This is a genomic window from Streptomyces sp. Wb2n-11, from assembly GCF_001049855.1.
Classification (GTDB): domain Bacteria; phylum Actinomycetota; class Actinomycetes; order Streptomycetales; family Streptomycetaceae; genus Streptomyces; species Streptomyces altiplanensis.
This window is the reverse complement of the sequence record NZ_CVPB01000001.1, coordinates 4,266,988-4,292,500: the sequence shown is the minus strand read 5'-3', so window position 1 is coordinate 4,292,500 and position 25,513 is coordinate 4,266,988. Positions and strand designations below refer to the sequence as shown.

Below are 25,513 nucleotides of genomic sequence, written 5' to 3'. Positions count from 1 at the left end.
CGAGGCTGCCGAGCCGGGCTCTTGCCCTGGCGATCGACATGGCGGTGGTGTGGACGGTTTACCTGAGTGTGTCCGTGGGACTGGCGATAGCCACTGCCTCGCTCGACGAGGCGGCCGGTATGGCGATCTCGGTGGCGTCCTTTCTGCTGGTGCTGGTCGGGGCTCCGATCGCGGTGGAGACGCTCACCCACGGGCGGTCGCTGGGGAAGACGGCCTGCGGGCTGCGGGTGGTGCGGGACGACGGGGGGCCGATCCGGTTCCGGCACGCGCTGGTTCGGGGGGCGGTGGGGGTCGTGGAGATCCTGATGACCTTTGGGGTCGTTGCGTGTATTGCTTCGCTCGTGTCCGAGCGGGGGCGGCGGATCGGGGATGTTTTCGCCGGGACTCTCGTCGTACGGGAACGGGTGTCCGCGGGACGGGTGGGTGTGGTGCCGCCTCCGCCGCCGTGGCTCGCGGGGCGGTTCGCCGGGCTGGACCTGTCCGGGGTGCCGGACGGGCTGTGGCTCGCGGTGCGGCAGTACCTGACGCGGATGGGGCAGTTGGATCCGCAGGTCGGCTCGTCCATGGCTGAGCGGCTGGCCGGGGATCTTGCGGCGCGTACGGGGGCGCCGGCGCCTCGGGATGTGCCGCCGGCCGCTTACCTCGCGGCCGTGATGAACGAGCGGCAGGCTCGGGAAGCGCGGCGGGTGCTGACGGAGACGGGTGCCCCCGGTGTGGCCGCGCCGGAGGGCGGGGCAAACGCGGTGGTGGATGCTGTGCGGGTGGCTGCGCCGGATGCCGGGCCGGGCGCTGGAGCGGGGCGGACGGAGGCGCCGTTGTCCAGTACCGGTACTGGTACTGGGTTTGCGCCGCCCGCTTAGGGCTCCTGACCGAATGGCCCTCAAGGGGGCTGGTTCCTCGTCGCGGGGTGCCGGCGGGCAGCGTGGGGCGATGCACTCGGGTCAGCCGCTGCCTCGTGGGTGAAGGTCATCGGTACGGCCTCGCTGCTCATGCTGGAGGAGCGGGCGTGCGAGCTCAGCCTCGACCAGCGGTCGGACCCGGCGTGGGTGAGGGCGAATGCGGCGCCCGAGGGGAGTCACCACCTGTGGCCGGCCCTGTGGAACAGCCCGTCCCACCGTCCGGACATTCCGCATCGGCTGCGGTGCGAGCTGCTGCTCACACTGCGTTCGGGAGAGCACGTGATGAGCCTGCTGGACATACTTCCCGATGCCTTCGTCCCGCTGCCGAGGGTGACCTCGCGCGAAGAGGGCGTGCGGATCAGCCGGCTCCTGGACCGCGTTCCGACGGTCAGGGAATGGCTGTTGCGGGAAGGCGGGGGCTCAGCGGGCCGGCTGTGACAGGCGGCCCGGCAGATCAGCGAGCACGCGGGGCGCAGGAACGCCTCATGGATGTCGTCGCGGATCTCCCGGCGGGTCCGCGCCTGCCCCGCTTCGGCGGCGCCGCCCGGAGTGGCGGGAGAAGCTGGGTGACGTCGTTGCGGTTGTCGCCGGTCGGCGTGGTGGCGGGTGGGATATGGGATATCGGTGGGGTCGGTGCTCGGGGGGCGCGCTGCCCGGATCGGATGGGGAGCCGTCCGCCGCTGCCCGGAAGAAGTCCAGGGCGCTCGCGCGGCGGGTCCTGACGATGCCGGTGTGCAGTACGGGCAGGATGCCCTGGCCACACCACCGGTCCGGTCACCGAGTGCGGCGCTCCGGCTTCGGCAGTAGCGGTTCGGCCCCCTCCCACAGCGTGTTCCCGGTGTTCTCGGCATGCCACGGCTTCGGCCGAGCACTCCCGCCCCCGGACCAGCGGTCCCGGAGTGGACCGGCCGCCTCGAAGATCATTGCGTTGGAAGTTGCCGGGCGGGGCGGCGCTCGAAGTCGTGGGAGGCGGGGGCTGGTGGTCAGGGAAAGGCCGAAGGGGGGTTTCCAGGTGTTCCAGCTCGATGCCGGGGGCTGAGAGGACCACGTCGCCCGCGATGTGGATCTGGTGCTGCTCGCCGGTGTCCAGCGCGTCGACCCGGTACTCGTCCACCATCAGGGGGCCGTTGTCAGTGGCGTGCGCTTCACTCTTGAGCAGGGCCCAGGCCTGGTCGATCGTGCGGGGGGCCAGGACCGGGTCGGTGAAGGCGACGAGGCGGACGCGGGCGGCGGGGGAACCGGGGGTGAGGCGCAGGAGGCGGGTGGTTGCGATGAGGAAAGCGGGGGATGTGCCGGTGAAGGCGTGGGCGGGGACGTTGCCTTCGGTGGCGTGAGTGCCGGTCGGGTCGGTGCGGACCCAGGTGACGCCGTCGATGGCCGCGCCGCGGATCTGCCAGCTCGCGGCGTGCAGTTCGAGGCGGATGGGGCGGCCCAGTTCGTCGATGGCCAGGTCGACGGAGCCGGCGTGGTCGCCGGAGGGGGTGGTGATCTGGGAGACGTAACGCCAGCCGGAGGGGCCGGGCGCGCAGTGGAAGTGTTCTTCGCCGAGGAGGGTGTGGTCGTGGGGGTCGTGGAGCGAATATCGGCCTCGGGGCATGGGTCTGTCCGGTTCTTCGGGTCCGACACGGGGCAGGCCCCCGGCACGGGGGTGCGGGGGCCTGCCTGAAAGCTGCTGCTGTGTGTTGAGCGTGGTGCTCAGTAGCGGTAGTGGTCGGACTTGAACGGGCCCTCGACCTCGACGCCGATGTAGGCGGCCTGCTCGGGGCGGAGGGTCGTGAGCTTGACGCCGAGGGCGTCGAGGTGGAGGCGGGCGACCTTCTCGTCGAGGTGCTTGGGCAGCACGTAGACGTCGGTCGGGTACTCCTCGGGCTTGGTGAACAGCTCGATCTGGGCCAGGGTCTGGTCCGCGAAGGAGTTGGACATCACGAACGAGGGGTGGCCGGTCGCGTTGCCCAGGTTCAGCAGGCGGCCCTCGGACAGGACGATGATGACCTTGCCGTCGGGGAACGTCCAGGTGTGGACCTGCGGCTTGACCTCGTCCTTGACGATGCCGGGGATGGCGGCGAGGCCGGCCATGTCGATCTCGTTGTCGAAGTGACCGATGTTGCCGACGATCGCCTGGTGCTTCATCTTGGCCATGTCCGCGGCCATGATGATGTCCTTGTTGCCCGTCGTGGTGACGAAGATGTCGGCGATGGAGACGACCTCGTCGAGCGTCGTGACCTGGTAGCCGTCCATGGCCGCCTGGAGCGCGCAGATCGGGTCGATCTCGGTGATGATCACGCGGGCGCCCTGGCCGCGCAGGGACTCCGCGCAGCCCTTGCCCACGTCGCCGTAGCCGCAGACGACGGCGACCTTGCCGCCGATCAGGACGTCGGTGGCGCGGTTGATGCCGTCGATGAGGGAGTGGCGGCAGCCGTACTTGTTGTCGAACTTCGACTTCGTCACGGCGTCGTTCACGTTGATCGCCGGGAAGAGGAGGGTGCCGTCGCGGTGCATCTCGTACAGACGGTGGACACCGGTGGTGGTCTCCTCCGTGACGCCGCGGATCTCCGAGGCCAGCTGGGTCCACTTCTGCGGGTTCTCACCGAGGGTGCGGCCCAGCAGCGTGAGGATGTGGGCGTACTCCTCGCTGTCCGCGGTGGACGGGTCCGGAGCGGCGCCGGCCTTCTCGAACTCGACGCCCTTGTGAACGAGGAGGGTCGCGTCACCACCGTCGTCGAGGATCATGTTCGGGCCGCCGGTGGGCGTGTTCGGCCAGGTCAGAGCCTGCTCCGTGCACCACCAGTACTCCTCCAGGGTCTCGCCCTTCCAGGCGAAGACCGGGACACCGGCGGGGGCGTCCGGGGTGCCGTTCGGCCCGACCGCGATGGCGGCGGCGGCGTGGTCCTGGGTGGAGAAGATGTTGCAGGAGGCCCAGCGGACGTCGGCGCCGAGGGCGACCAGCGTCTCGATGAGGACGGCGGTCTGCACGGTCATGTGCAGCGAGCCGGTGATGCGGGCGCCGGCGAGCGGCTGAGCGGCGGCGTACTCCTCGCGGATCGACATCAGGCCGGGCATCTCGTGCTCGGCAAGAGTGATCTCCTTGCGGCCGAAAGCGGCGAGGGAGAGGTCGGCGACCTTGAAGTCCTGGCCGGTGGCGACAGTCGTCATGCGGGCTGCTCCTCGTGGGTTGGTTCGAGGTGGGTACGGCTGACTCTGCGGCGGCGGGCATACGAGTGCCCGGGCGCTCGCAGCGCAGTCCGTCGGAGGCCCTCTCTCCCTCGGCCGGTCCACGGGACCGCCCGACCGCCATCAGCAGCGACGTCTGGCTAGGTCACGAATCTACACCGATCGGCCCAGTGAACCCCAGCCGCCCTGGTCAGCGCTGTGGACGGTAAGCCGGGGGACAGGTCGGCCGATACCGGATTTTTTGGGCTTTTGATCGAGGTGTTCCGTGTGGCACGGCGCCTGTTCCTCGGGCCGTGCGCGCACCTTCAGGCGGTCCCTGACCTGGGGCGAGGGCTCGGAGACGTCCGCCCACCGCTCGTTCACCGCCGCCACGGACATTCCGATCTTCTTCTGCGATCCGGCCAGCCCCTGGCAGCGCGGACCGAACGGGAACACGAACGGCTTGCTGCGGCAGTACTTCACCGAGGGAACCGGCCTGGCAGCCCACACCCCCGGCGACCTGGCGGCCGTCGCGGCGGAACTCGACAGCCGCCCACGCAAAACGCCCGGCCGGGAAACCCCGGCCGGGCGTCTCGCTGAGCTCCTGGCAACAGCCAGTTGACCGATGTGCTGCAACGGCCCCTGGAATCCGCCTGGACGGCGGAGGCCTTCGTCGTGAGACGCGTGAGGCCCGTGGGGCGTACGAAGGTCAGTGACCGACCGGGCCGCCCGGTGTGCTCGCCGGGTCCTTGCCCGCCGCTGCCGCCGTCTCGCTGTAGATGTCCGGTTCCAGGTAGATCACGCGGGCGATCGGGACCGCCGCGCGGATGCGCTCCTCCGCCGCGTTGATCGCGTGGGCGATCTCGCCGGCCGTGTCGTCGTGCTGGACCGCGATCTTGGCGGCGACCAGCAGTTCCTCGGGGCCGAGGTGGAGCGTACGCATGTGGATGACGCGGGTGACCGTCTCACCGTCGACGAGAGCGGTCCTGATCTTCTCCACGTCCTCCGTGCCGGCCGACTCGCCGAGGAGGAGGGACTTGGTCTCGGCCGCCAGGATGATCGCGATGACGATCAGCAGGACGCCGATGCAGAGGGTGCCGATGCCGTCCCAGACGCCCTCGCCCGTGACGATGGCCAGGCTGACGCCGACGAGCGCCAGAATGAGGCCGACCAGCGCGCCGAGGTCCTCCAGGAGGACGACCGGCAGCTCGGGGGCCTTGGCGCGGCGGATGAAGTTCTTCCAGGACAGGTTGCCGCGCGTCTGGTTGGACTCGACGATCGCCGTGCGGAAGGAGAAGGACTCCGCGATGATCGCGAACACCAGGACGCCGACCGGCCAGTACCAGGCCTCGATCTCGTGCGGGTGCTTGATCTTCTCGTAGCCCTCGTAGATGGCGAACATGCCACCGACGGAGAACAGCACGATGGAGACCAGGAAGGCGTAGATGTAACGCTCGCGTCCGTAGCCGAAGGGGTGCTGGGGGGTCGCCTCGCGCTTGGCCTTCTTGCCGCCGAGCAGCAGCAGGCCCTGGTTGCCCGAGTCGGCGAGCGAGTGCACGCTCTCCGCGAGCATCGAGGACGAGCCACTGAAGAGGAACGCCACGAACTTGGCTACTGCGATCGCGAGGTTGGCGGCGAGTGCCGCCACGATCGCCTTGGTTCCGCCTGACGCACTCATGGGTGCCGGATGTCCCTTCCTTGATGCCGCGGCCCTGGCGCCGCCGTACGGCCGGTCATTGTTGCAGCTTGCCGCGGAAGCCTGCGCGGACGGTACGTCAGGCGACGACTGTGGCGCGGAAGAGTGTGCCCGTACCGGACAATTGGACTGATTCTCCTGCTGGTACGAAGGCCGACTCTCCCGGTGCGAGAGTGTGTTCGCCGACGCTGACCCTGCCGGCCGTGCAGAGCAGGATCTGCGGGGTGGCGGACGGGAGGGTGCGCGGCGCCGCGCCCTCGGCCAGGACGTGGCGCGAGAGGCGGAATTCGTCGATCGGGGTGTTGTACAGCTCTTCGCCGTCGGGGGACGACGCCTCGGGGCGCAGGACGCCCGGGTCGCCGGCCTCGAAGCGGACGACGCGCAGGAGTTCGGGGACGTCCACGTGCTTGGGGGTCAGGCCGCAGCGCAGGACGTTGTCCGAGTTCGCCATGATCTCGACGCCGAGGCCGCTGAGGTACGCGTGCGGGACGCCGGCGCCGAGGAAGAGTGCCTCGCCGGGCTGCAGCCGTACGTAGTTGAGCAGCATGGCGGCGATGACGCCCGGGTCGCCCGGGTAGTGGTGCGCGAGGCCGGCGTACGGGGCGTACGCGCCGCCCAGGCGCTCGGCGGCGGCCGCGGCCGCCGTGACGGTCCCGGCCATCTCGGCGCGGTCCGCGGTCAGTACGGCGGTGAGCACCTCGCGGAGCGCGGCCTCCTCGGGGTGGGCGTGGAGGAGGTCGACGTACGGCTTGAGGGAGTCGACTTCGAGCGCGGCGAGCGTGTCGGCCGACTCGGCGGGGGCGCGGAAGCCGCAGAGGCCGTCGAAGGGGGTGAGGGCGCAGATCAGTTCGGGCTTGTGGTTGGCGTCCTTGTAGTTGCGGTGCGGGGCGTCGAGGGGGACGCCCCGGGCCTCCTCGGCGGCGTAGCCCTCCTTGGCCTGGGCCAGGTTCGGGTGGACCTGGAGGGAGAGGGGGGCGCCGGCCGCGAGGATCTTGAGGAGGAAGGGGAGGCGGGGGCCGAACTTCCGCACCGCGGCCTCGCCCAGTTCGGCTTCGGGGGCGGCTTCGATGACCGCCGAGAGGGGCTGTTCGCCCGTGCCGCGGTCGACGCGGGAGGGCGCTCCGGGGTGGGCGCCCATCCACATCTCGGCCTGGGGCTCGCCGGTGGGGGCGGTGCCGAGCAGGTCCGGGATGGCGGTCGTGGAGCCCCAGGCGTAGGGGCGCACGGTGTTCGAGAGGCGGTCCATGGGGCTTTCCCTGGGTGTGGTGGCTCTGGTACCGGCCGGCCTCGGTGGCGGCGGCAGGCGGTGCAGGTCAGATGCTGGTCCTCATGATCACCCTGCGGAAGCGAGCGCCAGGTAAACGGCGGCGAAATCCGTGATGGCGAGCAGTTCGGCGAGGTTCTCCAGCTCGCTGCCCTCCTCCGGTTCGATCTCACTGACGGCCGTGTCGTGGCTGAGCGCGAGTTCGCGGGCGGCCGGGGCCGCGGAGATTCCGCCGGCGGGGCGGTCCCGGAGGAGCACCACGCGTGCGTGCAGTGCCTGTGCTTCGTCGACACGGTCGCGGAAGAAGTCTTCGGGGTCGGCGCCCGCGGCGAAGGTCCCCGCGAGCAGTACGCCGTGGGCCGGCAGGGCCTCCGGAAGCTCGGCGGCGAGGGCGGGGCGGCCGGCCAGCTCGGCGAGCACGGAGGAGAACCGGCGGCCGGCGGGGCCGGCGCACGTGCCCTCCGTCCAGATGAGCGGCAGCGAGTCCGCGAGCTCGGACGCGAGGGTCTTGGCCGGGTTGCCGTACGTCGCGATGGCCGGGCCGCAGCGTTCCGCGGTGCGGTCGAGGCGGTCGGCGACGAGCCGGAGGGTGTCCGGGGGCGCGGTGACCAGGCCGAGGCGGTCGAAGAGGACGAGGAGGGGGGTGAGGAGTGCCCAGAGCGCGCCGGGGCCGGTGGCGTCGCCCTTGTCGTACTCCTCGTAGGGCGCCGTCGCCATCGGTACGACCATGCCGTGCACACCGCCGACGGACTCGCTCAGCGGGGAGCGCTGCGGGGCCACGGCGACGACCGTGCAGCCGCGGCGGTACGCCTGCTCGGCGAGGAGCGCGAGGCCGGGTTCGGCGCCGTCCGGGGTGACGAGGAGGAGGAGGTCGACGGAGCCCGCCCAGCCCGGGAGCGCCCAGCGCAGGGCGCCGGCGGCGGGGGCGACTCCGGTGGAGTGCAGCCGGGCGACCGGACAGGAGGCGCCGGCGAGGGTGGCCAGCAGGTCGGCCACGCCGTTCGCGGCGGTGCCGGGGCCCGCGATCAGTACGGCGCGGGGGCGGCCCTCCGGCTTGATCTCCGCGAGGCCGGCCTCGGTGGCGTGCCGTGCGGCGGTGCGTACGCGTGCGCCCGCCTCCGCGGCGCCGCGGAGCAGGCCGCGGTGGTCGGCGCGGGCCAGGGACTCCGGGTCGTCCAGCAACGACTCGTCGAGCATGGTGCGGGCCTCCGATCGCCGGGCGCGTGGCTCGTGGCCCTGCGCGAGGTGGTGGGTGGGGCGTCAGGCGGGGCGGGTGTCGGGCGGGCGGCGCGTCAGGCGGGGCGGCGGGCCTCGTCGACGAGGAGGACCGGGATGCCGTCCCGTACCGGGTAGGCCAGACCGCAGTCCTTGCTGGTGCAGATCAGCTCGGGGGTGTCCGCGGCGGACGCGTCGTCGAGGGGCGCGTGACAGGCGGGGCAGGCGAGGATCTCCAGAAGGCCGGCTTCGAGCGGCATGGGGCGGGTCCCTTCGAGCATGCGGACAGGGGTACGGATCGGGCCAGGTCAGCCTACCGCCGGGGCGGGGGCGGCGCGGTCTGGCGGGGCGGTCGGCGTGGACGTGGCGGTGTTCACCGGTTCCTCGCTGCCGGAGGGGCGGTGCGGAGGGGCCCGAGTGAAGGGGGCGGGGTGCGAAACCCCCTCCGCCGGGCCCCGTGGAGCCCGGCGGAGAGGGTACGCGCGCGGTGCCGCCGTGCCGGGTCCGGAAGGCTAGGCGCGGATCAGCGCCAGGGCCTCGTCCCGGGTTTTCACCATGGTGGACTCGTCCCTCGCCTCCACGTTCAGCCGCAGCAGGGGCTCCGTGTTGGAGGGGCGGAGGTTGAACCACCAGTCGGCGGCGGTGACCGTCAGGCCGTCGAGTTCGTCGATGGTGATTCCGTCGCGGCCGGTGTACGCCGCCCTGACCGCCGCCAGCCGGCCCGCCTGGTCGTCCACCGTCGAGTTGATCTCGCCGGAGCTCGCGTAGCGGTCGTACTGCGCGACCAGGTCGGACAGGGTGCCCTCCTGGCCGCCGAGGGCCGCGAGGACGTGGAGGGCGGCCAGCATGCCGGTGTCCGCGTTCCAGAAGTCCCGGAAGTAGTAGTGCGCCGAGTGCTCGCCGCCGAAGATCGCGCCGGTACGGGCCATCTCCTCCTTGATGAAGGAGTGGCCGACACGGGTACGGACCGGGGTGCCGCCGTTCTCCTTGACGACCTCCGGGACGGACCACGACGTGATCAGGTTGTGGATGACCGTGCCCTTGCCGCCGTTGCGCGCCAGCTCGCGCGCGGCGACCAGCGCCGTGATCGCGGACGGGGAGATGCCCTCGCCGCGCTCGTCGACGACGAAGCAGCGGTCCGCGTCGCCGTCGAAGGCCAGGCCGAGGTCGGCGCCGGTCTCGCGGACCTTCGCCTGGAGGTCGACGATGTTCTTCGGGTCGAGCGGGTTGGCCTCGTGGTTCGGGAACGTGCCGTCCAGCTCGAAGTAGAGGGGGACGACCGTGAGGGGCAGGGAGGCGAAGACCGTGGGGACCGTGTGGCCGCCCATGCCGTTGCCCGCGTCGACCACGACCTTCAGGGGGCGCATCGAGGCCAGGTCGACCAGGGAGAGGAGATGGGCCGCGTAGTCCGTCAGCGTGTCACGCCGGGTGATGGTTCCGGTCCTGGTGGCGGGGGGCGTCTGCGGAGCGTTCGCCGACCACTCCTCCACCAGCGCGCGGATCTCCGCGAGACCCGTGTCCTGGCCCACCGGAGCCGCTCCCGCCCGGCACATCTTGATGCCGTTGTACTGCGCGGGGTTGTGCGAGGCCGTGAACATCGCGCCCGGCAGACCGAGTTGCCCGGACGCGAAGTACAGCTGGTCGGTCGAGCAGAGTCCGATCTCCGTCACGTCCACCCCGCGCGCCGCCGCCCCGCGCGCGAACGCCCGCGAGAGCCCCGGCGACGAGGGCCGCATGTCGTGCCCGGTGACGATCGCGTCGGCATTCGTCACCTGCGCGAAGGCGGCTCCGAACAGCTCGGCCAGCGACTCGTCCCACTGGTCGGGGACCACTCCGCGCACGTCGTACGCCTTGACGATCTGCGACAGATCAGCAGCCACGGCCAACCCTCCTGAAGTCCGGTTAGGACCCCCCAAGCTACCCGCAGGACGTGACGTCAGAAACGGGCCTCAGGAGTCGGGAGAGCGCAGGACCCGCAGATGCCCGCGGCGTGCGACCTCCATCGGGTCCGCGGTGCGCGTCCCGCCGCCGACGTCCGCGGCGCGGTCGTGCGGCCTGGCGGCCTCACGTACGGCGTTGGCCAGTGCTTCGAGATCGTCGCCGCTGGGGCGCGGGGGGGCCGACCCGTCGACGAGCCGGAGGACTTCCCAGCCGCGCGGGGCGGTCAGCCGATCCGAGTGCTCGGCGCACAGGTCGTAACAGTGGGGCTCGGCATAGGTGGCGAGCGGGCCGAGGACTGCGGTCGAGTCCGCGTAGACGTACGTCAGTGTCGCGACGGCAGGGCGGCCGCACGCGGTGCGCGAACAGCGACGTACAGGGCTCACGATGTTGGACGGTACCGCACTCTTGAGCGGGCCGCGACGACTCTCCCCCACGTCACTCCACCGTGTCGTGTCTTCCACCGTGCCGCGACGGCCTTCTGAGCCACCGGTCTGACCTGCGCGGAGACCGCGACGAGGCGGTGGAGAACCGGCCGTGACCGGTCGTCACTCGGGACAAATGCCGTCAAGCGGCGTGAGATCGACGGTCGTGCACCGGCGTGAAAACGAGCCCAACCTTGGCTGGAATGCTCAATATGCGACATGCCGCGTGCCGTCCCTCCGTCGCGGTCCGACCGCTCGGATGAGGGCTACCCTGCGTCAGTGATGGACAGTCCCGTACCCCCCAGTCCCACCGGCCCGGGGCCGCGCCGCCGCGACCGCCACGGCCGCGGCATGCGTGGACCCGTGGCGCCGCCCCAGGTGCCCCTCTCGGTCAGCCGGGCCGCCGTCTTCGGCGACCTCGTGCAGGATTCCGTGGAGCGGCTGGAGCGGCGTTGGCCGCAGCTCGCCGAAGTCGACTTCCTGGTGCTCGACGTACCGCCCGCGGCCGGCGGCGGCGACGATTCCGGCGCCTGGGCCGACGAGTCGGTGCCGCTCGGCGGGGTGACCGCCGCGACGAGCGCCCACCCGGCCCGGATCGTCGTCTACCGGCGCCCCGTCGAGATCCGCACCAAGAGCCGGGACGAGCGCGCCCTGTTCGTGCACGAGATCATCGTGGAGCAGGTCGCGGAACTGCTCGGGCTCGCACCGGAGTCGGTCGATCCGCGGTACGGGGGCGGGGACGGGCAGGACTGACGCCGGTCAGTCGTCCAGTACCGACAGGTCCTGTTCCGCTTCCGGCACCAGGACCGTCCCGCGGTCGTCCGGCATCGTCTGCACGGTGAACATCGGGATGCCGTCCTCGGGCAGTTCGAGCGCGCGCGACGCGTGGACCGGGCCGCCCGACCGCGGTTCGACCGTCAGCGCGTACGAGCCCTTGAGCCCGGACGGCACCGGCGGTTCCACCGCGAGCGTCGTGCCCGCCTCGACCGTGTACTTCTTGACGACCGGCTCGCCGCCCTCGCTGCCCGCCGACGCGGTGACCTCGACCTCGGCCGTCGCGCCGGGCGCGGTCAGCGAGAGCACCGAGCCCCCGGCCCTGTTGTCCGCCACCGTGGCCCGCTCGCCCACCTGCCCGGTCGCCGGGATGTACGCCGTCTCCCGGGCGGCGCCCTTGCCGCGCACCACGCGCAGCGCGGCGACCACCGGTGCCGGGTCCCCCTGCGCCGGGCTCAGCAGCAGCGAGCCCTCCTCGCCCTTGGTGACGTCCTTGAGGTCGACGGCCGTGGTCATGCCCGCCTTGACGTGCAGGGTCTCGTGGCCCGCCGGTGTGATCGAGCCGCTGCGGCCCGCCAGCCGTACCTTCAGGTCGGCGTCGTCCTCACCGGGCGCGAACACCACCAGGTGCACGGACGTGGCGTCCGCCGGGATGCCGGGGAGCACGACGGTGTCCGAGGCGTCGGCGGAGGCGGCCAGCCAGTCGCTGCCGGCCTCCTCGTCCACCGCCTGGACGACGGCGCCGACGCGGCCGGTGCGGGTGGTCACGTGGACGGTCACGTTCTCGACGCTGTCGGCGCTCAGCGTCGACAGCAGCACCGGGACGCTGGACCTGGCGGGGACCGTGATGCCCTCCCCCGCGTCGGACTCCAGGGCGCCGTCCCTGCCGTACAGCCCGACGTCGGCGACGGCGGCGGTGTCGTCCGGGTTCGTGAGGTGTACGTAGTCGTGCCGCGTGTCGGCGGTGCTCGCGCCGGGGAACCAGAAGCTGGTGTCGGGCGCGGTGCAGCTGACGCCGAGCACGCCCCGGCCGTCGCCCGCCGTGATCTTCGTGGTCTGCTGCGCGGTCCATCCGGGGGCCAGGAGGCCGTCGGCCGAGCCGACGAGGGCGGGGGCTTCGGCGGTGTTCGCCTCGGCGGTGACGGGCTTGCCGGGCTCCTTCAGCGAGAGGACCGGCTTGCCGGGCCCCGCCTTCCCCGTGTCCTTCTCCTTCTCGTCCTCGGCACCGTCCCGGGTGGCCAGGGTCGCGTTGGTGGGGACGAGTTCCGCGGAGCCCTCCTCCGCGTCCGCGTCGCCCCTGCCCGCCGGAGTGACCGACGTGTACGTCGTCTCCGCGAGGTCGGACGTGCTGGGTGCGGGGCAGAGCAGGCTGGAGCGCTCCACGGGCATCCGCGCCGGGGTCTTCGCACCGGCGGCCCTGCCCGTACCGGCCGCCGCGGTGTCCGCCGGGCCGTCCGGCGCGGAGACCGCGGCGAATCCGGTGACTGCGGCGAGAGCGGTGGCGGCGGCGATCAGGGAGAGGGTGGTGCGGTTCATCGGTTGTTGCTCCCGTCGGGGCGCTGCTCGGGCTCGTTGCCTTCGGTGTAGGGCTGCGGCTGCTGCTGTCCGTAGCCGTACGGGTCGTACTGGCCTTCCGGGTACTGGTCTTCCTGGTACTGACCGGTCCGGTACGGGTCCGCCTGGTACGGGTCCGCCTGGTACTGCTCGCCGCCGTAGCCCTGCCGGCCGTCGCCGTACTGGCCGGCCTGGTACGGGTCGGCCTGGTACTGCTCGCCGCCGTACCCCTGGTGCTGGTCCTGGGCGTACGGCTGCTGCTGTCCGTACCCGGCGTCCGCGTACGCCTGCGCGTCCCACTCCCCGTACTGCTGCTGCGGCGGCACGGCCGCGTACACGGCGGTCCCGTCCTGCTCCTGGGACGGCTGACCGTACGGGTCCGCGACCGGCGGGGCAGGGGGCTGCTGCCCGGACTCCTCCACGTCCTCCCGGGGGGCGTGCGGGGCTTCCGCCCGCGCCGCCGCGCGCAGCCTGCGCGCCCTGCGGCCCTCGCCGGCCACCGGCTGCGCGGGCACCTCGGGCTCCTCCTCGGGCAGGTCGTCGTCGATCTCCTTGCGGCGGCCCGGCAGTGCGAGCACCAGCAGGAGGAGGACGATCCCGACCTGGGTCCAGACCCACACGGTGTGGGTGACGGGGGCCTCGTAGGTGAGGTCGAGCCTGCCGCCCCCGGAGGGCAGCTCGAAGCCCTGCGCCCAGCCGTCGACGGTCTTCTTCGCGAGTACGCGCCCGTCGAGCGTGGCCTGCCAGCCCTCGGCCGCCGAATCCGCGATGCGCAGGACGCGCCCCGCTTCGCCCGACGGGATCTGCGTGTGCGCCTCGACCGGCTCCGAGGCGACGGACAGCGGCTCGGCGCCCTCCTTGCCGGAGACGATCGTGGCCCGCGCGACCTGGCGGTCGACGCGCCACAGCGCGCTGCCGTCGAGCTGGCTGAGCCGGCTCAGGCCGGGCGTCGAGTCCAGGACGCGGCTCACCGAGCGGGGCGCACCGTCGCGCACGAGGACGTAACGGACGGCGTACCCGCCGAGCTGGTCGGCCTGGTCGGCGCCGGAGCCCGCGACCAGGTTGGAGACGATCCTGTCGAGGCGCGGGCTGCTGCCGCCCGCCTCGACGAGCTCCCCGTCGCCCAGGCGGGCGCCGGAGCCGCGTACGAGCGTGTACGAGACCTTCACGGCCGACGTACCGCCGAGGACCAGGGTGCGCGCCTGGTCGCGGGTGCCGCTCTCCTCCGCGACGAACGCCGGCACCTGCACCGGGTCACGCCGCTCCAGCGGCCCCGCGGCGCCGCCGATCATCCATCCGGCGGCGGCGAGCAGCGGTCCGGCCGCCGCGGCGAAGGCGATCAGCACGGCGACGGGCTGGCGCCAGCCGAAGCTCTGGGTGGCGACGCGCTCGCGCGCGCCGTCCGCGCCGAGCACGGTGGCGGCGATCAGCGCGAGGCCGTAGACGAGGGTCGCCGGTCCCGCCCAGCCGTGGCTGTTGGCGAAGACCGCGCCCAGCAGGGAGACGAGCGCCACGACCCATGCCGTACGGATGGCGAAGGTCCGCTCCCCGCGCAGCAGGGCCGCCAGCGCCGCGAGGACGATGCCGACGAGCAGCAGCCCGCCCGCGGCCTTCGGGCCGCCGGGGCCGGCGCCGAGCAGGTCGAGTGCCCCGGCCGGGTCCGTGCCGAAGTCCAGGCCCGCCTCGCGGAAGAAGGCGGCCGGGCTGGTCAGCAGGGTGAGCGACCAGGGGGCCAGCACCAGCACGGGGGTGCCGAGGCCGGCCAGGAAGCGCAGTCCGTACGCCACGATGTCGCCGCGCCGCAGTACCAGTACGCCGATGCCGAGCACCAGGGCGATCGGCCACACGACCGGCGTGAACGCCGTCGCGAAGGTCAGCAGGAGCGCGTACGCCCAGACGGCGCGCCAGCTGGAACGCGCGCCCTCGGCGCGCAGACCGCTCGCGGAGACGGCGCACCGCGCGATGAGCGGCAGCAGGACCGCCAGGACGGCCGTCCCGAGGCGTCCGGTGGCGAGGGCACCGGTGGCGGCGGGCAGGAAGGCGTACGCGACGGCCGCCCAGGCACGCAGCAGCCGGGACTCGACGAGCGGGCGCGAGACGAAGTAGGCGGTGAGGCCGGCCAGCGGCACCGAGCAGACGAGCAGCACGGTGAGCGCGAATCCGGTGGAGCCGAGGAAGACGGCCGACAGGGCGGCGAGGAGGGCGAGGTAGGGCGGCGCCGTCTGGGTGCCGCCGGTGCCGATCGGGTGCCAGGCATCGGCGTACCGCGACCAGAGGCCGGACACGTCGGCGGGCGCGGGCAGCAGCGCGCCGCCCGCGAGCGATCCGCCGCCGAGAAGACCCCGGCAGGCCACGAGCGACACGAGGAGGAGCAGCACGAAGAGCATGGGCCCCGGCTTGCGGGCGATCCGCTTCAGCCGCGCGAACTGCTCGATCTCCAGGTAGTCGGCGTCGCCGCCGCCGGGGCCCGACTCGACGACGCCGTGCCGCGAGCCGGTGTCGGGCTCGGAGCCGCCGCCGAAGGTGCCCGCCACCTGTTCGACGGTCGCCCGGACCGTGGCGCCGGTCGGCGGGAAGAGGGGCCGCAGTTCGCTCGCGTCGACCTGTCCCTTCCCGCGCCGCTTCCTGGCCGCGAGGATCTTCCCGGGGCGCAGCAGGGTGCCGAAGAGTCCGGTGACTTCGTCGACCGCCTGGCCCGGCGCCTTGCCGAGCAGGTAGGCGAGCGTGCGGAGCAGCGTGCCGACGACCAGGCGCAGCATGACGTACGGCAGGGCGGGGCCGCGCGCGTTGACGAGCATCGTGTAGACGGCGCCCGCCTTGTCGACGCGGTGCGGGCTGGCGACGGAGCGCCCGGCGCAGTCGATGGGCCTGCGCTCGCGCGCGGACGCCTCGGCGTGGCGCAGTACGGCGTCGGGGGCGACGAGGACGCGGTGGCCCGCCGCGTGGGCGCGCCAGCACAGGTCGACGTCGTCGCGCATGAGGGGCAGCCGTCGGTCGAAGCCGCCGAGCTCCTCCCACACGTCCCGGCGCACCAGCATCCCGGCGGTGGACACGGACAGGACGGAGCGGACCTGGTCGTGCTGGCCCTGGTCCTGCTCGCGCCGGTCCAGTCCGGTCCAGCGGCGGCCGCTGTTGGCGATGGAGACGCCGACTTCGAGGAGCTGCTTCCTGTCGTACCAGCCGCGCAGTTTGGGGCCGACGATCGCGGCGTGCTCGTCGGAGTCGGCGACGCGCAGCAGTTCGGCGAGCGCGTCCGGCTCGGGCGCGCAGTCGTCGTGCAGGAGCCACAGCCACTGCACGGGTTCGCCGTGCGGGAGGTCGGGGAGGTCGTACGCGTCGTCGCGCCACGTCCTGCTCACCGGGTCCCAGCCGCTGGGGCGCTTCAGGTAGGGCAGTTCCTCGGGCGTGAGGACCTGTGCGCTGCGGACCGCCTCGTCGACGGCCGTGCCGAAGCCGGAGCGGCGTGCGAGGTGGAGCACGCGGTCGGCGCCGATCGCGTCGGCGACCAGTTCGGCGGAGTCGTCCGCGCTGCCGGTGTCGGCGGCGACGACGTTCTGTACGGGGCGTTCCTGTCCCAGGAGCCCGGCGAGCGCGTCGGGCAGCCAGCGCGCTCCGTCGTGGGAGACGAGCACGGCGGTGACGACATGCCGGGGGAACTCGGGCTCGGCCGCCGCGTACGGCGCCGACGTTTGGCTGTGCACGGACATCGGGGTACGGGCCCTCCGGCCGGGGTCCGGGGGTCGCCCCCCGGAAGGCTGCTGTCTGACTGCGCGGACGCGCGCGCCCCGTGGGTGCGTTGATGCGTCTCGGACAGCGCCCCACACTAACGGCTGGGCAACACAGCGGTCCGCCGCCTGCGGCCGGGGGCCGGGCGACGGACCGATGGATACGTACAAGCTTGTGACATTTGGTCAATAAGGCGTAAGGCACAGCGGTCAGACGGCTGCCTTCTTCAGTCGTCGGCGTTCACGCTCGGACAGGCCGCCCCAGATGCCGAACCGTTCATCATTTGAAAGCGCGTACTCAAGGCATTCGGAGCGGACCTCACAGGCGAGGCAGACCTTTTTGGCCTCGCGGGTGGAACCGCCCTTCTCGGGAAAGAAGGACTCGGGATCGGTCTGGGCGCACAGGGCACGCTCCTGCCAGCCAATTTCCTCATCCGCGTCCTCGACCAGCAGTTGCTGGAACAGCTCGGTCATGTGCGCCCCTCGTCTGTCTTTTACTTCCCCGTGATGTAGTCGTTGCCGTTTTCGGCCGAACGACACGAGTGAAATTACAAGTGTGCGGATCCGAGGCAGTCAAGCCGAGATCTGCTATCGAGCCGGTTATTCACTCTGCGGAACCAAAGTTATGCGGAAAGTGTTCAAATCGCTAAAAACCGCGACACATGCCACCGGCCCACTCCTGCCCCCTCGTCCGGGGGAGATGCAGCGAGGTTCGATCTTGTTGCGGCCGACCCGCGGAAGCGATCCGGATCACAGTCCGGCCACAACGCCTCGACGACGTTTGCCCGCGCGGTTGATGCGCCACTTCTCCGCTCCGCGAGCCGCACAAACCTTTCCCCACATCCATTAACCGGATGAGGTGAAACATTTCCCCCAAATCGGTCACCGGGTTGACAGCGGGTGAGCGAGCCGGTCTTCTTGAGCGCATGCCAGCGACCGCAGCGCTCCCTCGGACCCACACCCGTGGGTTCCGTTGCGCTGTCCAGGCCCGCTGTTGCTGTTCCAGCTGTTGAAGCCGCCGCGCTCCAGCTCACTCTCCGTAACACCCGCTCCACCTGTCGTGTGACGACTCGCGCCATCTCCCGTCGCACCGCCTCTTCTCCCCTTGCGACACCCCAGCACTCATGCCGAGGAACCCCCGCACCATGAACAGCGACAGCGACCTCCAGATCGCCGGCGACATCCTCGCCGTCCAGCACCTCCTCCAGCCCGCCCGTGAGCACCCGGCCACCGTCGCCGAGTTCGCCGGACTCGCCCGCTCCATCGCCGCCGACCGCGCCCAGTGGGAGCACCTCGTCGCGTACGACGCCACCACCCGCTGGTACCACCGGCTGCGCACCGGACCCGGATACGAGGTCTGGCTGCTCAGCTGGGTGCCCGGACAGAGCAGTGGTATGCATGACCACGGCCTCTCGTCCGGCGTACTGACCGTTCTCGACGGCGAGTTGACCGAGCGGGCGGGGCGGGCGGGGCGCACGCTGGGGGCGGGCGCGCAGCGGGTGTTCGCGCCCGGGTACGTCCACGAGGTCACCAACGACTCGCTGGAACCGGCGGTCAGCCTGCACGTCTACTTCCCCGGACTCACCGAGATGCCGATGCGTCCGGCGCAGTCGGACCAGTCGGCCCAGTGCTCCCCGGCGGCTCAGGATGCCGTTCCTGCCTGACAGACTGCTGTGCATGCGCATTGTGGTTCTGGCAGGCGGTATCGGTGGCGCTCGCTTCCTCCGCGGCCTCAAGTCGGCCGCGCCTGACGCGGACATCACCGTCATCGGCAACACCGGTGACGACATTCATCTGTTCGGGCTCAAGGTCTGCCCCGACCTCGACACCGTGATGTACACCCTCGGTGGTGGCATCAACGAGGAGCAGGGCTGGGGGCGTGCGGACGAGACCTTCCAGGTGAAGAGCGAACTCGCGGCGTACGGCGTGGGGCCCGAGTGGTTCGGGCTCGGCGACCGTGACTTCGCGACGCACATCGTCCGTACGCAGATGCTCGGCGCGGGCTATCCGCTGAGCGCCGTGACGGAAGCGCTGTGCGAGCGGTGGCAGCCGGGGGTGCGGCTGCTGCCCATGTCCGACGACCGGATCGAGACGCACGTCGCTGTCGAGGTGGACGGGGAGCGGAAGGCCGTCCACTTCCAGGAGTACTGGGTGAAGCTGCGCGCGTCGGTGGACGCGCAGGCCGTCGTGCCGGTGGGTGCGGAGCAGGCGAAACCGGCGCCGGGGGTTCTGGAGGCCATCGGCGAGGCCGACGTGATTCTCTTTCCGCCGTCCAATCCCGTGGTGAGCATCGGGACCATCCTGGCCGTGCCCGGCGTCCGTGAGGCGATCGCCGACGCGGGGGTGCCGGTGGTCGGGCTCTCGCCGATCGTCGGGGACGCGCCCGTGCGGGGCATGGCCGACAAGATGCTGGCCGCGGTGGGTGTCGAGTCGACCGCTGCCGCTGTCGCCCGGCACTACGGGTCCGGGCTGCTCGACGGGTGGCTCGTCGACACGGTGGACGCGGGCACGGTCGAGGACGTGGAGAGCGCGGGGATCCGGTGCCGGGCCGTTCCGCTGATGATGACCGGTGTCGAGGCCACGGCCGCGATGGCCCGGGAGGCGCTGGAGCTGGCCGAGGAGGTACGGGCGTGAGTGCGCCGGGGCCTGGGCGTGGTTCCGGGGCCGGGGCTGGGGTCGGGGCCGGGGTCGGTTCCGGGACGGCCCCGGCCTGCCGGGTGTGGGCGCCGGCCGGGATTCCGGAGGTGCGGGCCGGGGACGACCTCGCCAAGCTGATCGCGGACGCGGAACCCGGGCTCGTCGACGGCGACGTCCTGCTCGTCACTTCGAAGATCGTCAGCAAGGCGGAGGGCCGCGTCGTGGAGGCGGCCGACCGCGAGGCGGCGATCGACGCCGAGACCGTACGGGTGGTCGCGCGGCGCGGAGCGCTCCGTATCGTCGAGAACCGGCAGGGGCTCGTCATGGCCGCGGCCGGTGTCGACGCGTCCAACACGGCCGCCGGGACCGTGCTGTTGCTGCCCGAGGATCCGGACGCTTCGGCGCGGCTGATCCGGGACGGGCTGCGGGACACGCTCGGGGTGGACGTGGGTGTCGTCGTTACGGACACCTTCGGGCGGCCCTGGCGCAACGGCCTGACCGATGTCGCGATCGGAGCCGCCGGGGTCCGGGTGCTGGACGACCTGCGGGGCGGGACCGACGCGTACGGCAATCCGCTGAACGTGACGGTCGTCGCCGTCGGGGACGAACTCGCGGCGGCGGGCGATCTGGTGAAGGGGAAGGCGGAGGGGCTGCCGGTCGCGGTGGTGCGGGGGCTTTCGCATCTGACCGGCGGGGACTCCGGCGGTGACGGTGGCGGGCGGGCTCTGGTCCGGACGGCGGCCGACGACATGTTCCGGCTCGGGACGTCGGAGGCGGTGCGGGAAGCGGTGACACTGCGGCGTACGGTTCGGGACTTCACCGACGAACCCGTGGATCCGGGCGCGGTGCGTCGCGCGGTCGCGGCGGCTGTGACGGCGCCAGCGCCGCACCATACGACGCCCTGGCGCTTCGTGCTGGTCGAGTCGGAGACGGCGCGGGTGGCTCTGCTCGACGCGATGCGGGACGCCTGGGTCGCGGACCTGCGGGCCGACGGGAAGTCGGAGGAGTCCGTCGCCAAGCGGGTGCGGCGGGGGGACGTGCTGCGCAGGGCGCCGTATCTGGTGGTGCCGTGCCTGGTGACGGACGGCGCGCACGTGTACGGGGACGCGCGTCGCGACGCGGCGGAGCGGGAGATGTTCGTGGTCGCGGCCGGCGCGGGTGTGCAGAACTTCCTGGTGGCGCTGGCGGGCGAACGGCTGGGGTCGGCGTGGGTTTCGTCGACGATGTTCTGCCGTGAGGTGGTGCGGGACGTGCTGGGGCTGCCGGAGGACTGGGACCCGATGGGCGCGGTCGCGGTGGGCCATGCCGCGGCCCCGCCGAAGGAGCGGGCGGCGCGGGATGCGGCGGCGTTCGTCGAGGTGCGCTGAGGCGGGCCGGCGCGGGGTGCGGGGCCGCCGGGGCGGGGTGGGACAGGGCGGTGCGTGAGGCAGCGCGGGGCGGTCACGGGGGCCACTGGGCCGGTGCCGTCCCGAGGCTGTCTCCTCGGGTGCCGGACGTCCGGGAGGTGGAGCGTCCGGGCGGCTTGTGTTCGACGCCCTGCGGGGAACGCCCCGACGCGGCGGCCCCTCCCGGCACCGTGTCACGCGAGGCGGGGCGAGCGCGGGGCCCCGGGGCGGTGCCGTGCCGTGCGTGGGGTGGGATGCCGGTCAGAGGCGGGCTATGTCGCGCGGGGCCATGCGGGGAGCCCGACGGGGCGGGGTCCGGCCGGAGAGAAGGATCAGGCGGGTCGCCCGGTGGCGCTGGCCCGCGTACGGCGCCAGGAGTTCGAGCATGGCCGCGTCGTCCGCGTCGCGGTTGCCCGCCAGGGCGTAGCCGACCGTACCCGGCAGGTGGAGGTCGCCGACCGTCACCGCGTCGGGGGCTCCGTTGCTGCGTTGCAGGGTTTCCGCCGCAGTCCAGGGGCCGATGCCCGGGACGAGTCGCAGGCGGGCCGCGGCGTCCTCCGGTGCCATGGCTGCGGCCTCCTCCAGGCGGCCAGCCACGCGTACCGCCCGCAGGATCGTCGAGGAGCGCTTGCTGTCGACGCCCGCGCGGTGCCACTCCCAGGAGGGGATCAGCGACCAGGTGCGGGGGGCGGGCATGACGTGCATGCCCTTCACCGGGCCCGGGGCCGGTTCTCCGTACTTGCGGAGCAGCAGGCGCCACGCCCGGTACGCCTCGTCCGTGGTGACCTTCTGCTCCAGGACGGAGGGGATCAGCGATTCGAGGACCAGGCCGGTGCGGCCGAGGCGCAGGCCGGGGCGGCGGCGCTGCGTCTCGGCGAGAAGGCGGTGGCGCGGCACGAAGGCGGACGGGTCGTCGGACGCTCCGAGGAGGCAGGGAAGCCGGTCCAGGAGCCAGTCCGCTCCCCGGCCCCAGGCTGTCGCCTCCACCGCGCCGTGGCGTGCGGCGAGGTGGAGGGTGCCGGGGCCCTCGGGCGTCCTGCTGGTGCGCCAGAAGGAGCCGTCGAGGGGTGCGCGGAAGGCGGGGTCGGCCGGTCCGCGCCGCAGCGGACCGAGCACCAGTCCGAGGTCCAGTGGCCCCGGTGGTGTCCACGTGCGGGTGATCCCCGCGGTGGTGGGGGCGGCTCGGCCTGGCATGGGGGTCCTCGGGTCCGGGATGGACTTCGAGCCTACGGGCATCGAGGTCCGTCCCGGACCCAGTGGAGCGGCGTTACTGGTCCGACGAGAAACGGAGCGAGGCGTCGGGGAGGGACGCGCCGCACCACACCCGTACGCCCTCGCGCAGCTCGTTGTCCGCCCCCACCGTCGCGCCGTCGCCGATCACCGCGCCGGAGAGGACCGTACGGGCGCCTATCCTCGCGCCCGCGCCGACGAGGGAGTCGGTGATCACCGCGCCCGGCTCGATCACGGAGTGGGGAAGAAGGGCGCTGCCGTCGATGCGGGCGCCCTCGCCGACCACCGCGCCCTCCCCCACGACCGTGCCGCCGGTCAGTTTCGCGTCCGTGGCGACGGAGGCGGTCGGCAGGACCAGGCGGTCTCCGCAGCGGCCCGGCACGGCCGGGGACGGGGCGCGGCCCATGACCAGGTCGGCGGAGCCGCGGACGAAGGCCTGCGGGGTGCCCAGGTCCAGCCAGTACGTCGAGTCGACCATGCCCTGGAGGTGCGCTCCGGAGGAGAGGAGGCCGGGGAAGGTCTCGCGCTCCACGGAGACGGGGCGGCCCGTGGGGATCGTGTCGATGACCGAGCGGCGGAAGACGTACGCGCCCGCGTTGATCTGGTCGGTGACGATCTCCTCGGGGGTCTGGGGTTTTTCCAGGAACGCCGTCACCCGGCCCGTGGAGTCGGTGGGGACCAGGCCGAAGGCCCTGGGGTCCTCGACCCGGGTGAGGTGCAACGAGACGTCCGCGCCCGAGGCCGTGTGGGTGGAGACGAGGGCGCCGATGTCGAGGCCCGTGAGGATGTCGCCGTTGAAGATCAGGACCGGGTCGCCGGGGGCCGAGCGGAGGCGCGAGGCCACGTTGCGGATGGCGCCGCCGGTGCCGAGCGGTTCTTCTTCGGTGACGTACTCCAGGTGCAGGCCGAGGTCGGATCCGTCGCCGAAGTACGGTTCGAAGACCTCGGCGAGGTACGAGGTCGCGAGGACGATGTGTTCGACTCCGGCCGCCCGGGCGCGGGCCAGCTGGTGGGTGAGGAAGGGCACGCCCGCCGCCGGGACCATCGGCTTCGGTGTGTGCACGGTGAGCGGGCGCAACCGGGTGCCCTTGCCGCCGACCAGGAGGATCGCTTCAGTCACCTTGTCGTCTCTGCTTCCTGCTGGGGCCGGCCGGGGTACGGGCAGGCCAGTGTATGCAGACCGTTCGATGTACCCCGGGCGGCGGTCAGCGTCCCTGGAGACGGGCCGAGGCGGTCCGGGTCGCGCCGAGCTTGCTGTAGAGACGGTTTCCGGGGCAGTCGGTCACGTACCCGTCCCGGTGTCCGGAGATGACGTTGAGCTTGACGTTGGTGCCCTTCTTGTAACGGTTTCCGCCACCGGACTTGAGCGTGGTCTTCGCGCGCGGATCCGCGCCGTACAGGCCGAGCTTCCAGGCGGTGAGGCGGGCAACCGCGTTCACGACGGCGGTGGGTGGTTTCGACTTGCTGTACGTCCCGAGAACGGCGATGCCCGTGCTGTTGGTGTTGAAACCGAGAGTGTGCGCCCCCAAGACCGGCTTGGCCACACCTCCTGCCCGGCCTTCGTAGATGTTTCCGCACTTGTCGATGGCGAAGTTGTAGCCGAAGTCGCGCCAGCCGCTGCTCTTGACGTGGTAGCGGTAGATACTGCGCAGGACTGAGGGCGCTTGCGAGCAGGTGTAGTTGTTCCCGGTCGCGCTGTGGTGCACGAAGGCCGCCTTGACGCGCTTGGTGTAGACGAAGCTGCGCTGGCGGAGCTTCTCGTCCGCGCCCCACCCCTTGCGCGTGACGATGCGCGGGCGCGGTCCGATATGCGGCTTCGATCCGAGGAAGGCGACTTCCTCTTCCGTCTCCGCCCGGCTCAGGGCGGGCACTTCGGCGGCACCGAGCGGTGCGAGGTCGGCGTTGACCGCGGAGCTGGCGGCTTCCTCGGCGGACAGGACGACGGTGGTGGTGGTCCGGGGGTCGTCGATGGCGTCGGTCTCGGCTTCGGTGTTGGTGGTGGTGTCGTCGTCGCGGGAGCCGGCAGGGGGGTCGTCGCCGGGGTCGACCAGTTCGAGGCGCAGGCCGCCCGGGAGCGGAGTGGGGGTGTCGGCGCGTACGCCGTCGGCCTCCTCGGGGTGTACCCGCACCTCCACACCGTCACTGTCGCCGACCCACAGGGGCGCGGTCGAGCCGCGGACCTTATCCGCCTCGCGCTCCGCCGTACCCAAGTCGGCGGCGTGGTCGTGGTTGTGGGTCTCGACGTCCTGCCAGCCGGACCAGCCGGCTGCCCCGGTGGCGCGGGTACGGACCTGGACCGTGCCGTGAAGTTCGGCTTCGGCGTCGTCCCAGACGACCCCGACCAGGGAGAACGGTCTGACGTCGCGGGGTGGCAGGCCGCGCGGGGCGGTGCCTGCGGCCCGGTCGGTCCCGGGGCCCTCCGGCACCAGTGGCGCGAGGGGCAGCGACTGGGTGGAGCCGGGTGGCGCGGGGGCGGGTTCGGTGGCGGGGGCGGTCGTGGCGGAGGCGGCCACGGCGCCGGTGGGCAGGACCAGAGCGGCGGCGCACGCGACTCCGATCGCGGAAGCAAGGAATGCACGCATGGTGTAGATCTTGTGCATAACCATATAAATATGTCCATTTGAGCATTTGACGGCTCATCGGTCCGGCGGGGTACGGCCGACCGCGCCCGCCCCGGGCTCCACGGCGTCCGGGCGCGGGCGCGGCGTACTCTTGCGCGGTGAACGCCACCGATCGCACCCCCGCCGACCTGCTGCGATCCGCGCTCGCCGCGGATCCGGCCCGCCCTCTGGTCACCTTCTACGACGACGCCACGGGCGAACGCGTGGAACTGTCCGTCGCCACCTTCGCCAATTGGGTGGCCAAGACCGCCAATCTGCTCCAGGGCGACCTCGCCGCGGCCCCGGGCGACCGGCTCGCGCTGCTGCTGCCCCCGCACTGGCAGACCGCGGTCTGGCTCCTCGCCTGCTCCTCGGTCGGCGTGGTCGCCGACGTCGGCGGCGACCCGGCCGGCGCCGATGTCGTGGTGACGGGACCCGACACGCTGGAGGAGGCGCGGGCCTGCGGCGGGGAGCGTGTGGCGCTCGCCCTGCGCCCCTTGGGCGGCCGCTTCCCGCAGCCGCCCGCCGGATTCGCGGACTACGCCGTCGAGGTGCCGGGGCAGGGCGACCGTTTCGCGCCGTACGCCCCCGTCGACCCGGACGGGCCCGCTCTGCGGGTCGACGGTACGGAACTGACGGCCGCGGAGGTGGTCGACCGGGCGCGCGCCGACGCGAGGGCTCTCGGGCTCGGCCCCGGGGCGCGGCTGCTGTCGGGGCTGGCGTACGACACCTGGGAGGGGCTGTCCTCGGGGCTGTTCGCACCGCTCGCCTCCGGCGGTTCCGTGGTGCTGTGCCGGCACCTCGGGCAGCTCTCCGAGGAGGGTCTCGCCCAGCGGGCCGAGAGCGAGCGGGTCACCAACACGGCGGTACGACAAGCACCCTGAGGGCCACTCGTCCGGCCCACCGGCTGCCGAGCCCCCGGGGCGGAGCGCCGGCTCCGGTGGATGATCGACGGTACGCACCGCACAACCAAGCGCGAGGTTCAGCCGTCTACCCCTGCGACCGGCGGCCCAGCGCGCCG

Annotated in this window: 20 protein-coding genes and 2 pseudogenes (1 of these 22 cut by a window edge); 8 read left to right on the top strand and 14 right to left on the bottom strand. The window is 72.4% G+C overall.

What is annotated here, in order from left to right; translation table 11 throughout:
- Positions 1-860 carry the 3' portion of an RDD family protein gene (locus BN1555_RS19545; RefSeq protein WP_093800587.1) on the top strand. 49 nt of this gene lie to the left of the window's left edge, so the window shows 860 of its 909 coding nt (coding positions 50-909); the start codon falls outside the window, past its left edge; the stop codon is at positions 858-860.
- Between the two features lie 99 nt (positions 861-959).
- On the top strand, positions 960-1,337 hold the full coding sequence (locus tag BN1555_RS19540) for a hypothetical protein (RefSeq protein ID WP_255306098.1): 378 nt from the start codon (positions 960-962) through the stop codon (positions 1,335-1,337).
- Between the two features lie 562 nt (positions 1,338-1,899).
- Here the strand turns inward: BN1555_RS19540 and BN1555_RS19535 are convergent.
- Both BN1555_RS19535 and ahcY read right to left on the bottom strand, forming a co-directional pair.
- Positions 1,900-2,496 (bottom strand): annotated as a pseudogene (locus BN1555_RS19535) (hypothetical protein); the annotation flags it as partial.
- Between the two features lie 98 nt (positions 2,497-2,594).
- Positions 2,595-4,052, bottom strand: coding sequence for an adenosylhomocysteinase (gene ahcY / locus BN1555_RS19530; protein WP_093800586.1), 1,458 nt, complete (start codon positions 4,050-4,052; stop codon positions 2,595-2,597).
- Between the two features lie 325 nt (positions 4,053-4,377).
- On the opposite strand from ahcY, the pseudogene BN1555_RS19525 reads away from it, so the two are divergent.
- A pseudogene (locus BN1555_RS19525) lies at positions 4,378-4,671 on the top strand (IS30 family transposase); the annotation flags it as partial.
- Between the two features lie 87 nt (positions 4,672-4,758).
- On the opposite strand, the gene BN1555_RS19520 reads toward BN1555_RS19525, so the two are convergent.
- From BN1555_RS19520 to BN1555_RS19495, 6 genes are all read right to left on the bottom strand, one after another.
- Positions 4,759-5,727 carry a cation diffusion facilitator family transporter gene (locus BN1555_RS19520; RefSeq protein ID WP_093800585.1) on the bottom strand — a complete coding sequence of 323 codons (969 nt, stop codon included), beginning with the start codon at positions 5,725-5,727 and terminating at the stop codon, positions 4,759-4,761.
- Positions 5,728-5,824: 97 nt separating this feature from the next.
- The gene (gene manA / locus BN1555_RS19515) at positions 5,825-6,991 is read right to left on the bottom strand and encodes a mannose-6-phosphate isomerase, class I (RefSeq protein WP_093800584.1); all 1,167 of its coding nucleotides are present in this window, start codon (positions 6,989-6,991) and stop codon (positions 5,825-5,827) included.
- An 87-nt stretch (positions 6,992-7,078) separates the two neighbouring features.
- Positions 7,079-8,206: an SIS domain-containing protein gene (locus BN1555_RS19510; RefSeq protein ID WP_093800583.1), complete on the bottom strand. Its 1,128-nt coding sequence runs from the start codon at positions 8,204-8,206 to the stop codon at positions 7,079-7,081.
- A gap of 95 nt (positions 8,207-8,301) precedes the next feature.
- A complete protein-coding gene (locus BN1555_RS19505) occupies positions 8,302-8,484 on the bottom strand; it encodes a Trm112 family protein (protein WP_093800582.1) in 183 nt (60 codons plus the stop codon).
- Positions 8,485-8,736: 252 nt separating this feature from the next.
- Positions 8,737-10,104 carry a phosphomannomutase/phosphoglucomutase gene (locus BN1555_RS19500; RefSeq protein ID WP_093800581.1) on the bottom strand — a complete coding sequence of 456 codons (1,368 nt, stop codon included), beginning with the start codon at positions 10,102-10,104 and terminating at the stop codon, positions 8,737-8,739.
- Positions 10,105-10,173: 69 nt separating this feature from the next.
- On the bottom strand, positions 10,174-10,548 hold the full coding sequence (locus tag BN1555_RS19495) for a DUF3499 domain-containing protein (protein ID WP_218058195.1): 375 nt from the start codon (positions 10,546-10,548) through the stop codon (positions 10,174-10,176).
- Between the two features lie 321 nt (positions 10,549-10,869).
- On the opposite strand from BN1555_RS19495, the gene BN1555_RS19490 reads away from it, so the two are divergent.
- On the top strand, positions 10,870-11,340 hold the full coding sequence (locus BN1555_RS19490; RefSeq protein WP_093800579.1) for a metallopeptidase family protein: 471 nt from the start codon (positions 10,870-10,872) through the stop codon (positions 11,338-11,340).
- A 6-nt stretch (positions 11,341-11,346) separates the two neighbouring features.
- Here BN1555_RS19490 and BN1555_RS19485 read toward each other — a convergent pair whose 3' ends face one another.
- From BN1555_RS19485 to BN1555_RS19475, 3 genes are all read right to left on the bottom strand, one after another.
- Complete coding sequence (locus tag BN1555_RS19485) at positions 11,347-12,897, bottom strand: DUF5719 family protein (RefSeq protein ID WP_093800578.1); 1,551 nt, start codon at positions 12,895-12,897, stop codon at positions 11,347-11,349.
- Positions 12,894-16,622: a glycosyltransferase family 2 protein gene (locus BN1555_RS19480; protein ID WP_093800577.1), complete on the bottom strand. Its 3,729-nt coding sequence runs from the start codon at positions 16,620-16,622 to the stop codon at positions 12,894-12,896. Before BN1555_RS19480 ends, BN1555_RS19485 begins: the two co-directional genes overlap by 4 nt.
- 228 nt (positions 16,623-16,850) lie before the next feature.
- Positions 16,851-17,114, bottom strand: a complete 264-nt coding sequence (locus BN1555_RS19475; RefSeq protein WP_028810740.1) for a WhiB family transcriptional regulator — start codon at positions 17,112-17,114, stop codon at positions 16,851-16,853.
- Between the two features lie 671 nt (positions 17,115-17,785).
- Between BN1555_RS19475 and BN1555_RS19470 the strand changes: the two genes are divergently transcribed.
- The 3 genes from BN1555_RS19470 to BN1555_RS19460 are packed head-to-tail and all read left to right on the top strand — an operon-like array spanning position 17,786 to position 20,644.
- The gene (locus tag BN1555_RS19470; protein WP_093800576.1) at positions 17,786-18,304 is read left to right on the top strand and encodes a cysteine dioxygenase; all 519 of its coding nucleotides are present in this window, start codon (positions 17,786-17,788) and stop codon (positions 18,302-18,304) included.
- 13 nt (positions 18,305-18,317) lie between these two features.
- Positions 18,318-19,274, top strand: a complete 957-nt coding sequence (gene cofD, locus BN1555_RS19465) for a 2-phospho-L-lactate transferase (protein WP_093800575.1) — start codon at positions 18,318-18,320, stop codon at positions 19,272-19,274.
- Entirely contained in the window at positions 19,271-20,644 is a 1,374-nt protein-coding gene (locus BN1555_RS19460; protein WP_093800574.1) for a coenzyme F420-0:L-glutamate ligase, read from the top strand. Before cofD ends, BN1555_RS19460 begins: the two co-directional genes overlap by 4 nt.
- Positions 20,645-20,923: 279 nt before the next feature.
- On the opposite strand, the gene BN1555_RS19455 is transcribed toward BN1555_RS19460, so the two are convergent.
- The 3 genes from BN1555_RS19455 to BN1555_RS19445 form a co-directional block, all read right to left on the bottom strand.
- Complete coding sequence (locus tag BN1555_RS19455; RefSeq protein ID WP_255306097.1) at positions 20,924-21,856, bottom strand: DNA-3-methyladenine glycosylase family protein; 933 nt, start codon at positions 21,854-21,856, stop codon at positions 20,924-20,926.
- Positions 21,857-21,929: 73 nt separating this feature from the next.
- A complete protein-coding gene (locus BN1555_RS19450; RefSeq protein WP_093800572.1) occupies positions 21,930-23,012 on the bottom strand; it encodes a mannose-1-phosphate guanylyltransferase in 1,083 nt (360 codons plus the stop codon).
- A gap of 85 nt (positions 23,013-23,097) precedes the next feature.
- Positions 23,098-24,474 (bottom strand): peptidoglycan recognition protein family protein, encoded by a 1,377-nt coding sequence (locus tag BN1555_RS19445; RefSeq protein ID WP_093803505.1) that lies wholly within the window; start codon positions 24,472-24,474, stop codon positions 23,098-23,100.
- A 137-nt stretch (positions 24,475-24,611) separates the two neighbouring features.
- Between BN1555_RS19445 and BN1555_RS19440 the strand changes: the two genes are divergently transcribed.
- A complete protein-coding gene (locus BN1555_RS19440) occupies positions 24,612-25,376 on the top strand; it encodes a TIGR03089 family protein (protein ID WP_093800571.1) in 765 nt (254 codons plus the stop codon).
- Positions 25,377-25,513 lie beyond the last annotated feature (137 nt).